The 12,404-nt window shown below is 72.5% G+C and carries 12 protein-coding genes; 3 read left to right on the forward strand and 9 right to left on the reverse strand.

Translation table 11 applies throughout. The annotated features are described in order from the left end of the window. Positions 1-18: 18 nt before the first annotated feature. The 6 genes from pdxT to pgsA all read right to left on the reverse strand — a co-directional run bounded on the left by pdxT (position 19) and on the right by pgsA (position 4,926). On the reverse strand, positions 19-642 hold the full coding sequence (gene pdxT, locus D2L64_RS14840; RefSeq protein WP_119576722.1) for a pyridoxal 5'-phosphate synthase glutaminase subunit PdxT: 624 nt from the start codon (positions 640-642) through the stop codon (positions 19-21). Continuing rightward, positions 639-1,559 (reverse strand): pyridoxal 5'-phosphate synthase lyase subunit PdxS, encoded by a 921-nt coding sequence (pdxS, locus tag D2L64_RS14845; protein ID WP_119576725.1) that lies wholly within the window; start codon positions 1,557-1,559, stop codon positions 639-641. Before pdxS ends, pdxT begins: the two co-directional genes overlap by 4 nt. Before the next feature lie 131 nt (positions 1,560-1,690). Then, a complete protein-coding gene (locus D2L64_RS14850; RefSeq protein WP_119576728.1) occupies positions 1,691-2,197 on the reverse strand; it encodes a hypothetical protein in 507 nt (168 codons plus the stop codon). 26 nt (positions 2,198-2,223) lie between these two features. After that, on the reverse strand, positions 2,224-3,384 hold the full coding sequence (locus tag D2L64_RS14855) for a glycosyltransferase family 4 protein (protein WP_119576731.1): 1,161 nt from the start codon (positions 3,382-3,384) through the stop codon (positions 2,224-2,226). A 14-nt stretch (positions 3,385-3,398) separates the two neighbouring features. Continuing rightward, on the reverse strand, positions 3,399-4,277 hold the full coding sequence (locus D2L64_RS14860; protein WP_119576735.1) for a phosphatidylinositol mannoside acyltransferase: 879 nt from the start codon (positions 4,275-4,277) through the stop codon (positions 3,399-3,401). A gap of 16 nt (positions 4,278-4,293) precedes the next feature. Next, positions 4,294-4,926, reverse strand: coding sequence for a phosphatidylinositol phosphate synthase (gene pgsA / locus D2L64_RS14865; protein WP_119576738.1), 633 nt, complete (start codon positions 4,924-4,926; stop codon positions 4,294-4,296). Positions 4,927-5,027: 101 nt separating this feature from the next. Here pgsA and D2L64_RS28280 point away from each other — a divergent pair, with 101 nt between their 5' ends. Beyond that, a complete protein-coding gene (locus D2L64_RS28280) occupies positions 5,028-5,153 on the forward strand; it encodes a hypothetical protein (RefSeq protein WP_267898673.1) in 126 nt (41 codons plus the stop codon). Positions 5,154-5,167: 14 nt separating this feature from the next. After that, on the forward strand, positions 5,168-7,291 hold the full coding sequence (locus D2L64_RS14870) for an elongation factor G-like protein EF-G2 (protein WP_119576741.1): 2,124 nt from the start codon (positions 5,168-5,170) through the stop codon (positions 7,289-7,291). A 70-nt stretch (positions 7,292-7,361) separates the two neighbouring features. Here D2L64_RS14870 and D2L64_RS14875 read toward each other — a convergent pair whose 3' ends face one another. Together D2L64_RS14875 and D2L64_RS14880 are read right to left on the reverse strand one after the other, a co-directional pair. Further along, entirely contained in the window at positions 7,362-8,420 is a 1,059-nt protein-coding gene (locus D2L64_RS14875; protein ID WP_119576744.1) for an aldo/keto reductase, read from the reverse strand. A gap of 321 nt (positions 8,421-8,741) precedes the next feature. Beyond that, the gene (locus D2L64_RS14880; RefSeq protein WP_119576747.1) at positions 8,742-9,254 is read right to left on the reverse strand and encodes an HIT family protein; all 513 of its coding nucleotides are present in this window, start codon (positions 9,252-9,254) and stop codon (positions 8,742-8,744) included. Between the two features lie 209 nt (positions 9,255-9,463). Between D2L64_RS14880 and D2L64_RS14885 the strand changes: the two genes are divergently transcribed. Continuing rightward, positions 9,464-10,213, forward strand: a complete 750-nt coding sequence (locus D2L64_RS14885; protein ID WP_119576749.1) for a D-Ala-D-Ala carboxypeptidase family metallohydrolase — start codon at positions 9,464-9,466, stop codon at positions 10,211-10,213. A 53-nt stretch (positions 10,214-10,266) separates the two neighbouring features. On the opposite strand, the gene thrS is transcribed toward D2L64_RS14885, so the two are convergent. Beyond that, positions 10,267-12,267, reverse strand: a complete 2,001-nt coding sequence (gene thrS / locus D2L64_RS14890) for a threonine--tRNA ligase (RefSeq protein ID WP_119576752.1) — start codon at positions 12,265-12,267, stop codon at positions 10,267-10,269. Positions 12,268-12,404: the final 137 nt, after the last annotated feature.

A 12,404-nucleotide genomic window follows, 5' to 3' on the forward strand; every position in this document is an offset into this window, starting at 1 on the left:
ACCCGACGCGGTCGGAGGTCAGGCGACGGCGCGGGTCAGGTCCACGAAGTAGCGGTGCAGCCGCAGGTCGCCGGTGAGTTCCGGGTGGAACGAGGTGGCCAGCAGGTTGCCCTGGCGCACCGCCACGATCCGTCCGGCGGCCGGACCGTCGGTCACCGTGCCCAGCACCTCGACGCCGGCACCGACCCGCTCGACCCAGGGCGCCCGGATGAAGACCGCGTGCAGCGCCGGGCCGTCGACGCCGACGATCTCCACCGGCGCCTCGAACGAGTCGACCTGCCGGCCGAACGCGTTACGCCGCACCGTCATCTCGATGCCGTCGAAACCGCGCTGGTCGGGCCGGCCGTCCAGGACCTCACCGGCCAGCATGATCATGCCGGCGCAGGAGCCGTAGACCGGCATGCCCGCGGCGATCCGCTTGTCGATCGGCTCGCGCAGCTCGAAGATGTCGACGAGCTTGCTGATCGTGGTGGACTCGCCGCCCGGGATGACCAGGCCGTCGACCGCGTCCAGCTCCGCCCGCCGGCGGACCGGGCGGGCCTGCGCGCCCGCACCGGTCAGGGCGGTGAGATGTTCGCGTACGTCGCCCTGCAGGGCGAGCACACCGATCACCGGTGCCGGCCCGCGCGCTGCTCCGCTCACCAGCCGCGCTCGGCCAGGCGGTGCGGCACGGGGATGTCGTCGACGTTGATGCCGACCATCGCCTCACCGAGACCCCGGGAGACCTTGGCCAGCACGTCCGGGTCGTCGTGGAAGGTGGTCGCCTTGACGATCGCGGCGGCCCGCTGCGCCGGGTTGCCGGACTTGAAGATGCCGGAGCCGACGAAGACGCCCTCCGCGCCCAGCTGCATCATCATCGCCGCGTCGGCCGGGGTGGCGATGCCGCCGGCGGTGAACAGCACCACCGGCAGCTTGCCGGCCTCGGCGACCTCCTTGACCAGCTCGTACGGCGCCTGCAACTCCTTGGCCGCGACGTACAGCTCGTCGGCCGGCAGGTTCTGCAGCCGGCGGATCTCCTGCCGGATCCGGCGCATGTGGGTGGTGGCGTTCGAGACGTCCCCGGTGCCCGCCTCACCCTTGGAGCGGATCATCGCCGCCCCCTCGGTGATCCGGCGCAGCGCCTCACCCAGGTTGGTGGCGCCGCAGACGAACGGCACGGTGAACGCCCACTTGTCGATGTGGTTGGCGTAGTCGGCCGGGGTCAGCACCTCCGACTCGTCGACGTAGTCCACGCCGAGCGCCTGGAGGACCTGCGCCTCGACGAAGTGGCCGATGCGCGCCTTGGCCATCACCGGGATGGAGACCGCCTCGATGATGCCGTCGATCATGTCCGGGTCGCTCATCCGGGACACCCCGCCCTGGGCGCGGATGTCGGCGGGTACCCGTTCCAACGCCATCACCGCGACCGCACCCGCGTCCTCGGCGATCTTGGCTTGCTCGGGGGTGACCACGTCCATGATCACACCGCCCTTGAGCATCTCGGCCATCCCCCGCTTCACGCGGGCGGTGCCGACGACCGGGCTGGTGCTGGCGGCGTTCGGGGAAGTCGGGTCGGACACGGGTCATCGCTCCTTGCGGCGGGTGGGCGGTGGCAGCGGAAATGCTACGACCGGCGCAACGCCGCTCCGACAGCCAATCAGCCCCGAGGTGGCCTGCTCTGTGGCCTCCGTCACGCCCGCGGGCGGCGGCCTCACCTGCTGGGGACGTCGGCGACCGGGACGGTGAGGGTCGGGTCGTCGATGTCGAAGTACCGCGGCCAGGTGTGCCCCCGTCCCATCCGGAACAGGCGTACCAGCGGTCGGCTCCGCGCGCTTCGGGCGTCGCGTACCAGGTCGGTGTGCACCTGCCGGGCCAGGGCCAGCCGGCGGCTCGCCGCGATCACCGCGTCGCAGTCCGGATCGGTGGGATCGAGCTGGACCGCCCGCAGCTGCCGGGTCAGGTCGTTCTCGGCCGCCTCCCGCTCCTCCGGCTCGGCGTCCAGCGCGATCCGCGCCGCCGCGTACAACTCCACGCCGTAGCGGCGTTCGGCCAGCACCGCCGCGGCGGCGGCCCGGCGCAGCAGGTGGGCGTCGAGGGCGCGGGCGGCGAGCTGCGCGCGGGCCTGTAGCCGCTCGACCCGACCGGCGGTCCAGATCAGGTACGTCGCCACCAGGGCGACGACCACCGTCGCGCCCACCACCCACCACATGCCCGGCATCGTAGTGCTGCTCCCAATCCTCCCGATCAGTCCGACCCCACCCACTCCTGGTCGATCACCCGCCCGTCGGTCGCCTCGATCGCCGCTGCGTATACCTCCAGAACGCGCCGGGCAACCACGGGCCAGTCGAAGTTCGCCACCACCTGGTCACCGCAGGCGGTCAGCTCCGCCCGCTGGGCCGGGTCGTCGAGCAGCTCGGCCAGCCGGTCACGCAGCACCAGCGCGTCGCCGGTGGGAAACAGTCGCCCGGCCCGGCCGCCGTCGAGCACCCGGCGGAAGGCGTCCAGGTCGCTGGCGACCACCGTGGTGCCGGCGGCCAGCGCCTCGGTGAGGATCATGCCGAACGACTCGCCGCCGGTGTTCGGTGCCACGTACAGGTGCACGCTGCGCAGCATCCGCGCCTTCTCCTCCTCGGAGACCAGACCGAGGAAGGTGACCCGGTCCCGAACGTCGGTGGGAAACCGGTCGTACAGGTCGTCCGGATCGCCGGGGCCGGCGACCAGCAGGCGCAGCCCCGGCCGTTGCCGGGCCAGCTCGACGAAGGCGTCCCGCAGGATCGGGAAGCCCTTGCGGGGTTCGGTGAACCGGCCCAGGAAGCCGAGCGTGCCACCGGCGCCCGGCGCGCACTCCCCCGGCCAGCCGGGCAGCGGTTCGACACCGGCGAACTTGGCCACCGCGACGCCGTTGGGGATCTCCACCGCGCCGCCGTCGAGGTGCTCGACCTGCACCTTGCGGGCCAGCGCGCTGACCGCGATGCGGGCGGTGATCCGTTCCAGCACGATCTGGAGCGCGCCCTGGGCGGCGGCGAGCACCCGGGATCGGGTCATCGCGGTGTGGAAGGTCGCCACCACCGGGCCCCGCGCGGAGAGCACGGCGAGCATGGACAGGCTCAGCGCCAGCGGTTCGTGCACGTGCAGCACGTCGAAGTCGCCTCGGGTGATCCACCGGCGGACCCGGGCGGTGGAGACCGGCCCGAACGCGATGCGGGCCACCGAGCCGTTGTACGGCAGCGGCACCGACCGGCCGGCGGGCACCACGTACGACGGCAGCGTCGAGTCCTCGTCCGCCGGGGCGAGGACGCTCACCTCGTGTCCGAGCCCGATCAGCGCCTCGGCGAGGTCCATGACGTGGTTCTGTACCCCGCCCGGCACATCGAAGGAGTACGGGCAGACGATGCCGATCCGCATTGCGCCCGTCCCCCTCAGTCCAGCCACATCCGCTGCAACATGTGCCAGTCTTGCGGATGCCGGGCGATGCCCGCCGCGAGACCGTCGGCGATCAGCTGGGTCAGCGACCGTACCCGGGCGTCCAGGGTGCCCTCCGCGGGGCCCGGGACCGGCAGCGGGCCCTCGATCGAGGCGCACGCCGCATCCGGTTCGTACCACATCGAGGCCACGTACAGGGGGGCTCCGGTGCGCAGGGCCAGCAGGGCCGGACCGGCCGGCATCCGGGTCCGACCGTCGAAGAAGTCGACCTCCACCCCGCGGGCGGACAGATCCCGGTCGGCGAGCAGCGGCACCACCGCACCGGCGGTGAGGCGTTCGGTCAGCACGTCCAGCGGCGGTCGCGTACCGCCGGTGGTGGGCAGGATCTCCATGCCCAGGCTCTCCCGGAAGGCCACGAACCGCTCGTAGACGCCCTCCGGCTTGAGCCGCTCCATGACGGTGGACAACGGCCACTCGTTGGCCACCACCCAGGCGCCGGCCATGTCCCAGTTGCCGCCGTGCGGCAACGCCACCACGGCGCCCCGACCGGCCGCCACGTCGGCGGCGAGCAGTTCCGCACCGTCCAGCCGGAACTCGGCCAGGATCTGTTCCCGGCTCAGCGACGGCAGCCGGAACGCCTCCATCCAGTACCGGGCGTACGAGCGCAGGCCCGCCCGGACCAGCTCGTCCAACTCCGGCTCGGACAGTTCCGGGCCGACCACCCGGCGCAGGTTGGCGCGCAGCCGACTGGCACCGGCACCCCGGCGCCGGTGCGCCCGGTCCGCCACCGTGCGGAACGCCGCGGCGGCGACCGGTCGGGGCAGCGCGCGAACCAGCCGCCAACCGGCGACGAACCCGAGTTCGGTGAGGTTCACCGGAGGTGTGTGCCCTTCACCCCTGGCCGCCCGGCACGTCGACCAGCTGTGCCTGCCGGTACACGTGTCGCATCCGCTGTCCCACGGTGAACAGCGACACCGCGGCCAGCAGCCACAGGGCGATCGGCAGTGCCGCCGGGTGGACCAGGGCGGCGAGCAGGCCACCGACACCGACGATCAACAGCCGTTCGGTGCGTTCGGCGACGCCGACGTTGGCGGTCATCCCGAGCCCCTCGGCGCGGGCCTTGACGTACGAGACGAGCCCACCGACGGCCAGGCAGATCAACGCGGCCGCCATGCCCGCGCGGTCGCCCTCGCCGGCAAGGTAGAACGCGACCGCACCGAACACCGCGCTGTCGGCGACCCGGTCCATGCTCGAGTCGAGGAACGCGCCGAACCGGGTGGAGCCGCCGCTCATCCGGGCCATCGTCCCGTCGAGCAGATCGGTGAGCGCGAAGACCGTCACGATCAGCGCACCGGCGACCAGGTGGCCGCGGGCGCCGAAGCCGAGCGCGCCGACGAGCACCCCGAGGGTGCCCGCGACGGTGACCGCGTTGGGGGACACGCCCGCGCGCAGCAGGCTGCGGGCGATCGGCTCGACGACGCGGGTCATCCCCGCGCGGGCCGACACTTGGAAGATCTTCGCCATGGCGGTCCCACGATAACGGTCGGTCCTGCGCGGGCGACACCGCCGGTCCGCGCGGGGAGGGTTGTGCCGCCGCGGAATCGGGTGTGAGATCGGGTGGAGAGGTGACGCAGCTCACCCAACTGCCCGTTGACTGCCCGGTTCGCAGCGATCCACCGGAGGATATCGCCGCAGCACCCCGCTCGGGCCGCATCCCGTCGCGCGCGGCGGTCGCCACCACCACCGGCTGAGGGAGGTGCGCCCGATGGCGCAGAGAAGTCAGGACAGAGGGGCCGTCGGGGCACCGACGGTGACCGACCCCGCGAAGATCCGCAACGTGGTGCTGGTCGGGCATTCCGGCGCGGGCAAGACGACCCTGGTCGAGGCGCTGCTGGCGGCGACCGGCACGATCCACCGGGCCGGTTCGATCGCCGACGGCGACACCGTCGGCGACCACGACCCGGCGGCCGTACGCCAGCAACGGTCGGTCTCGCTGACCTGTGCGCCGCTGCTGCACGACGGGATCAAGGTCAACCTGCTGGACACGCCCGGCTACGCCGACTTCGTCGGCGAGTTGCGGGCCGGCCTGCGGGCCGCCGACGCCGCGCTGTTCGTGGTCTCCGCCGTGGACGGGATGGACGCCGCCACCGCCGCCTTGTGGGAGGAGTGCGCCGCCGTCGACATGCCCCGGGCGGTCGCCGTGGCCCGGCTGGACCATCCCCGCGCCGACTTCGACGAGGCCGTCGCGCTGTGCCAGCGGGTCTTCGGCGACAACGTCCTGCCGCTCTACCTGCCGATGCTCGGCGACGACGGGGTGTCCACCGTCGGGCTGCTCGGGCTGATCACGCGGCGGGTCTTCGACTACACCGCCGGCCTGCCGGCCCAGGTACGCCAGCCCGACCCGGAACACCTGCCGGCCATCGCGGAGTCCCGCGACGAGCTGATCGAGGGGATCATCGCCGAGAGCGAGGACGAGACCCTGATGGACCGGTACCTCGGTGGCGAGGAGATCGACGCCGACCTCCTGATCGAGGACCTGGAGAAGGCCGTCGCCCGGGGCCACTTCTACCCGGTGGTGCCGGTCTGCGCGACGACCGGCGTCGGCATCGACACGCTGCTGGAGGTGCTCACCGCCGGCTTCCCGTCGCCGCCGGAACACGCGCTGCCCGCGGTCACCGGCGTGGACGGTTCCCCGCGCCCGCCGCTGAGCTGCGACCCGGACGGCCCGCTGGTCGCCGAGGTGGTCAAGACCACCGTCGACCGGCACGTCGGCCGGGTCTGCGTGGTCCGGGTGTTCTCCGGCACGCTGCGCCCCGACCAGACGGTGCACATCTGCGGGCACGGGCTGGCCGACCGGGGCCATCCCGACCACGACGCCGACGAGCGGATCGCCCACCTGTACAGCCCGCTCGGCGCCACCCTGCGCGAGGTCGGTGTCGCCGTGGCCGGCGACATCTGCGCGATCACCAAGTCCGGCAGCGCGGAGACCGGCGACACCATCTCCGCCAAGGACGACCCGCTGCTGATCGCCCCGTGGGAGATGCCGGAACCACTGCTGCCGGTGGCGGTCGTGGCGAAGTCCCGCGCGGACGAGGACGCCCTGGCCCGCAACCTGGCCCGGTTGGTGGCCGGCGACCCGACGCTGCGCCTGGAGCGCAACCCGCAGACCCACCAACTGGTGCTCTGGTGCATGGGCGAGGCACACGCCGACGTGGTCCTGGACCGGCTGCGCACCGGCGGCGTGGAACTGGACACCGAGCCGGTGAAGGTGGCGCTGCGGGAGACCCTGACGGTACCGGCCACCGGGCACGGTCGGCACGTGAAGCAGTCCGGCGGGCACGGCCAGTACGCGGTCTGCGACATCGAGGTGGAGCCGCTGCCGCGCGGCGCCGGCTTCGAGTTCGTCGACCGGGTGGTCGGCGGCGCGGTGCCGCACAGCTACATCCCGTCGGTGGAGAAGGGGGTACGCGCCCAGCTCGAACGCGGCCTGGTCGCCGGGCACCCGGTGGTGGACCTGCGGGTGACCCTGGTCGACGGCAAGGCGCACAGCGTCGACTCCTCCGACGCGGCGTTCCAGGCCGCCGGGGCGCTGGCGCTGCGCGACGCCGCGGAACGCGGCCGGCCCACCCTGCTGGAGCCGATCGACGAGGTGACCGTACGGGTGCCCGACGGCAACGTGGGCGCGGTGCTGGGCGACCTGTCCGGCCGGCGCGGCCGGGTCCTCGGCACCGAGCCCGACCCGCAGGTCGAGGGGCGAACCCTGGTCCGCGCCGAGGTGCCCGCCACGGCGCTGCTGCGCTACGCGATCGAGCTACGTGCGCTGACCGCGGGTGCCGGCACCTTCCGCCGCCACTTCGTCCGCTACGACCCCCGCCCCGTCCAGCCCTGACCCGCTCCCGCGCCCCGGCCCGCCCCCGCGTGGGCCGGGTCCGGGGACCACGCGGGGGGGGTAACGGGTGTCAGGGGCGGGCGGTGGGGAGCATGGGGCTAGGCCAGTAGGGACGGTCGAGTTCGCGTAGGGCGGCGGCGCGCAGCGCGGCGAGCCGGCGTTCCACCTCCGCGAAGTGGTCGGGGGTGAGTGGTCCGCGGGACAACGCGGCCGCGTTCTCCTCGACCTGGGCCACGCTGCGGCAGCCCGGGATCGGGATCGTCCGGTCGCTGCGGGCCCAGATCCAGCCCAACGCCCCCTGCGCGAGGGTGCGCCCGTCGGCGGTCAGCGCCGCCCGGACCGCCTGCACGCGGCGCAGCCACTCCGGGGCGGGTCGGCCGCCACGGAACCACTCCAACCAGCCCGACGTCATGCCCCGGACGTCGTCGTGCGGCAGCGTCGACGCGTGGTGGTACTTGCCGGTGAGCAGCCCCATGCCCAGCGGCCCCCGGTTGATGCTGGCCAGGTCGTACTTCTCGCAGACGCCGAGCAGGTCGGGGGCGTCGCGCAGCACCGACAGGCTGTGCTGTACGGCGGCGGCGTGCGGGGCGTGCTGGCCGAAGGCGCCGGCCCGGTCGACCCGGTCGGTGCTCCACCCGTACGCCCGGATGAGCCCCTCGGTCACCAACTCCTCCAGCGTGCCGATCAGCGCCTGCGCGCGGGCCACCGGCAGGTCCGCCAGGTGCAGCTGGTAGAGGTCGATCCGGTCGGTACCGAGGCGACGCAGCGAACGTCGCACGGCGCGCCGCAGGTAGCCCGGTGAGGCGTCCGTGCCGGTGGCCTGCCGGGACCGCTCGTCGAAGGTGTAGCCCCACTTGGTGGCGATGACCGCCGCGTCGCGCCGGCCGGCCAGGGCTCGCCCGAGCAGGCGTTCACCGTGTCCGGCGCCGTACGTGTCGGCGGTGTCGAAGAGGGTCACGCCGAGTTCGAGTGCCCGGCGGATCGCCCGGATCGACTCCGCGTCGTCGACGGCGCCCCAGCCCAACGGGATGCTCCCCTCGGCCCAGGGGCCGGCGATCGCCCAGCAGCCCATGCCCAGGGCGCTGACCTCGATGCCGCTGCGACCCAGCGTCCGCGTCGACTCCGCCACCGGCGCATCGTGCCATCTTCGGGGCGGTGCTTGGAGGAGATCCATCACGATCATCCGTACGGAGGCCCCGGTTCCACGGATCATCCGAACGGGACCGGCTTACCGGCCGATCCGGCACCAGCGGCCCCGCCGCAGCTCACGGCCCCACCTGTCCGCGCCGGACCGGCCGGCTGTTGACGCAACGTATCCGGCGTCGTCACCGACGCCCGCGGTGGGTGCGCGGGTGACCGCGGCGGGCGACGCGGCGACAGGTCGGCCGAGCAGCGTCACCGGGGGGCGCACCGGCGGGCGGCGGACCGGGTCGCGGGTGAGCCGGTCCGGTCAGGTTGGCCAGGCGCGTAGTAGCAGGTCGCGGGTGTCGCCGAGCAGTTGCGGCAGCACCTTGGTCCGCCCGATCACCGGCATGAAGTTGGCGTCGCCACCCCACCGGGGCACCACGTGCTGGTGCAGGTGGGCGGCGATGCCGGCACCGGCGACCCCGCCCTGGTTCATCCCCAGGTTGAAGCCGTGGGCGTTGCTGACCTTGCGGATCACCCGCATCGCGGTCTGGGTGAACGACGCCAGCTCGGCGGTCTCCGGCCCGTCCAGCTCGGTGTAGTCGGCCACGTGGCGGTAGGGGCAGACCAGCAGGTGACCGGGGTTGTACGGGTAGAGGTTGAGCACCACGAACACGTGCTCGCCGCGGGCGACCACCAGGCTCTCCTCGGGCGGCCGGCGCGGGGCCAGGCAGAACGGGCAGCCGGACGGCTTGTCGTAGCCGCCCTCCGGCCGGTCCTCGCCCGAGATGTACGTCATCCGGTGGGGCGTCCAGAGCCGGTCCAGCCCGTCGGCCATGTCCCTGTCGGTGTGCTCGTCGGCCCCAGTCACACGGCGATCCTACGTACCGCACGGGGCGAATCCGCCACCCGCACCGTGGGCGCCCGGTGACCGCGGGCCGCGGTGCCGCCCGCTTGCAGAATACGACAAAGGTTTCTTGACTATTACATCGACGTCGGTGAAGCTTTCAGTCCCTCTTTCTTCGAAGATCGTCGATTGGAGTGGCTGTGGAACGACGTACCGTCCGGCGACGTCTGGGGCGGGCCCTCACCGCCTGCGTACTGGCCGCGGTGGCGAGCCTGACGACGGTGACCGCCACCGGCACCCCCGCCCAGGCCGACGCCTGCTACACCTGGGGCCGCGTGCTCTCCTCCGGGATGACCGGCGAGGACGTACGCCAGTTGCAGATCCGGGTCTCCGGCTACCCCGGCTACGGCGCGGTGCTCACCCTCGACGGGGCGTACGGTCCGGCCACCCGGTCAGCGGTGATCCGCTTCCAGCAGGCCTACGGCCTGGCCGCCGACGGGGTCGCCGGCCAGCAGACGTTCAACCAGATCTACGCGTTGCAGGACCCCGACTGCACCCCGGTCAGCTTCAGCTACGCCGAGTGGAACCGGTGCAACAGCGACTGGTCCGGCGGCGCGGTCCCGGCGAGCACCGCACGCTTCAACGCCCTGGTCTCGATGTGGAAGCTCCAGGCGATGCGCCGCGCCATGGGCAACGCACCCCTCTACCTGAGCAGCGGATTCCGCAGCTACTCCTGCAACAGCGCGGTCGGCGGCGCCAGCAACAGCCGCCACCTCTACGGCGACGGAATCGACCTGGTCGGGTCGCACTCCTTCTGCGCGCTCGCCCAGCAGGCCCGCAGCCACGGGTTCACCAACATCCTCGGCCCGGGCTATCCGGGACACAACGACCACACCCACCTGGGCACCTCGCCCAGCCGGTCCTGGTCGGCCCCGAGCTGTGGGATCTGACCACCTACCCGCGACGGCGGCCCCACCACACGCGGGGCCGCCGTCGCGGCGGGTCAGGCGGCGGACGGGCCGGTGTTGGTGCGGGACTTCACCACGTCCAGCACGTGACCGACCGCCTCGGCCAACGGCACACCGTTGCGCTGCGAGCCGTCCCGGTAGCGGAACGAGACGGTGCCGGCGGCCACGTCGTCGTCCCCGGCGATCACCATGAACGGGATCTTCTGCTGCTGCGCGGTGCGGATCTTCTTCTGCATCCGGTCGTCGCCCGCGTCGACCTGGGCGCGGACGCCCTCGGCCCGCAACGCCGCGACGAAGCCGTGCAGGTAGTCGGTGTGGTCCTCGCGGATCGGGATGCCGACCACCTGCACCGGGGCCAGCCAGGCCGGGAACGCCCCCGCGTAGTGCTCGGTGAGGACGCCGAAGAACCGCTCGATCGAGCCGAACAGCGCCCGGTGGATCATGACAGGCCGCTGCCGGCTGCCGTCCGCTGCCTGGTACTCCAGACCGAACCGCTCCGGCAGGTTGAAGTCGACCTGGATGGTGGACATCTGCCAGGTCCGGCCGATGGCGTCCTTGGCCTGCACGGAGATCTTCGGACCATAGAAGGCCGCCCCGCCCGGGTCGGGCACCAGCGCGAGCCCGGACTCCTCGGCCGCCGACCGCAGCGCCTCGGTGGCCCGCTCCCAGTTCTCGTCGGTGCCGACCGACTTCTCCGGATTGCGGGTGGACAGCTCCAGGTAGAAGTCGTCCAGCCCGTAGTCGCGTAGCAGCTCCAGCACGAAGGCGAGCAGGGACTTCAGCTCCCCCGCCATCTGCTCCTCGGTGCAGAAGATGTGCGCGTCGTCCTGGGTCATGCCACGGACCCGGGTCAGGCCGTGCACCACACCGGACTTCTCGTACCGGTAGACCGTGCCGAACTCGAACATCCGTAGCGGCAGCTCCCGGTAGGAGCGACCACGGGACCGGAAGATCAGGTCGTGCATCGGGCAGTTCATCGGCTTGAGGTAGTAGCTCGCGCCCTCCACCTCCATGGGCGGGAACATGCCGTCGGCGTACCAGTCGAGGTGCCCGGAGACCTCGTACAGGTGACCCTTGGTGATGTGCGGGGTGTTGACGAACTCGTACCCGGCCTGCTCGTGCTTGATCCGCGAGTAGTTCTCCATCTCCCGGCGGATGATGCCGCCCTTGGGGTGGAAGACCGCCAGGCCGGAGCCGAGTTCGTCGGGGAAGCTGAACAGGTCCAGGTCCACGCCGAGCTTGCGGTGGTCGCGCCGGGCCGCCTCCTCCAGCAGCTTCAGGTACGCCTTGAGCGCGTCGCGGGTCGGCCAGGCGGTGCCGTACACCCGCTGGAGCTGCGGATTCTTCTCACTGCCCCGCCAGTACGCGGCGGCCGAGCGCATCAGCTTGAACGCGCCGATCAGCCGGGTGTTCGGCAGGTGCGGCCCCCGGCACAGGTCCGACCAGCAGACCTTGTCGGAGTCGGCGGCGAGGTTGTCGTAGATGGTCAGCTCGCCCCCGCCGACCTCCATCACCTCGGCGGAGTCCAGCCCCTCGCCCTTGACCTCGATCAGTTCCAGCTTGAACGGCTCGGCGGCCAACTCGCCCCGGGCCTCTTCCAGGCTGTCGAACCGGCGCCGCCGGAACCGCTGCCCGGACTTGACGATCTCCTGCATCCGCTTCTCGAGCTTGGCCAGGTCGTCGGGCTGGAACGGCTTGTCGACGGCGAAGTCGTAGTAGAAGCCGTTCTCGATCGGCGGGCCGATGCCGAGCTTGGCCTCGGGGAAGACGTCCTGCACCGCCTGGGCGAGCACGTGGGCGGTCGAGTGCCGCAGCACGTCGAGCCCGTCCGGCGAGTCGAGGGCGACCGGCTCCACCACGGTCTCCTCGGACGGCCGCCAGTCCAGGTCGCGCAGCACGCCCTGTGGGTCGCGGACCACCACGATCGCCTTCGGCCCGGTGGTGGGCAGTTCGGCGGCGGCCACCGCGTCGGCCGCCGTCGTCCCGGCGGCGACGACGACGGGGTCGGCCACGGCGGGGGTACGGGGTGCGGACACGGGAGACTCCTCGCAGCAGATGTGACGGTGGGTGCCGAGGTCGGCTCGTTCGATGCTATCGGTCGCCCGTCGGGCACTGCCGCCCGATATCGGCGACACCGAGATCACCCCGTCGTTGAACCTTTCCGGCCCCGGAT

It is taken from the genome of Micromonospora radicis (assembly GCF_003583405.1).
Lineage (GTDB): Bacteria > Actinomycetota > Actinomycetes > Mycobacteriales > Micromonosporaceae > Micromonospora > Micromonospora radicis.

Coding starts and splice junctions, on each gene's coding strand:
- D2L64_RS14850 (WP_119576728.1), bottom strand. CDS start 2,197: ATGCCGGGCATGTGGTGGGTGGTGGGCGCGACGGTGGTCGTCGCCCTG.
- D2L64_RS14870 (WP_119576741.1), top strand. CDS start 5,168: ATGGCGCAGAGAAGTCAGGACAGAGGGGCCGTCGGGGCACCGACGGTG.
- D2L64_RS14855 (WP_119576731.1), bottom strand. CDS start 3,384: ATGCGGATCGGCATCGTCTGCCCGTACTCCTTCGATGTGCCGGGCGGG.
- D2L64_RS14880 (WP_119576747.1), bottom strand. CDS start 9,254: ATGGCCGACGGGCTGGACCGGCTCTGGACGCCCCACCGGATGACGTAC.
- pgsA (WP_119576738.1), bottom strand. CDS start 4,926: ATGGCGAAGATCTTCCAAGTGTCGGCCCGCGCGGGGATGACCCGCGTC.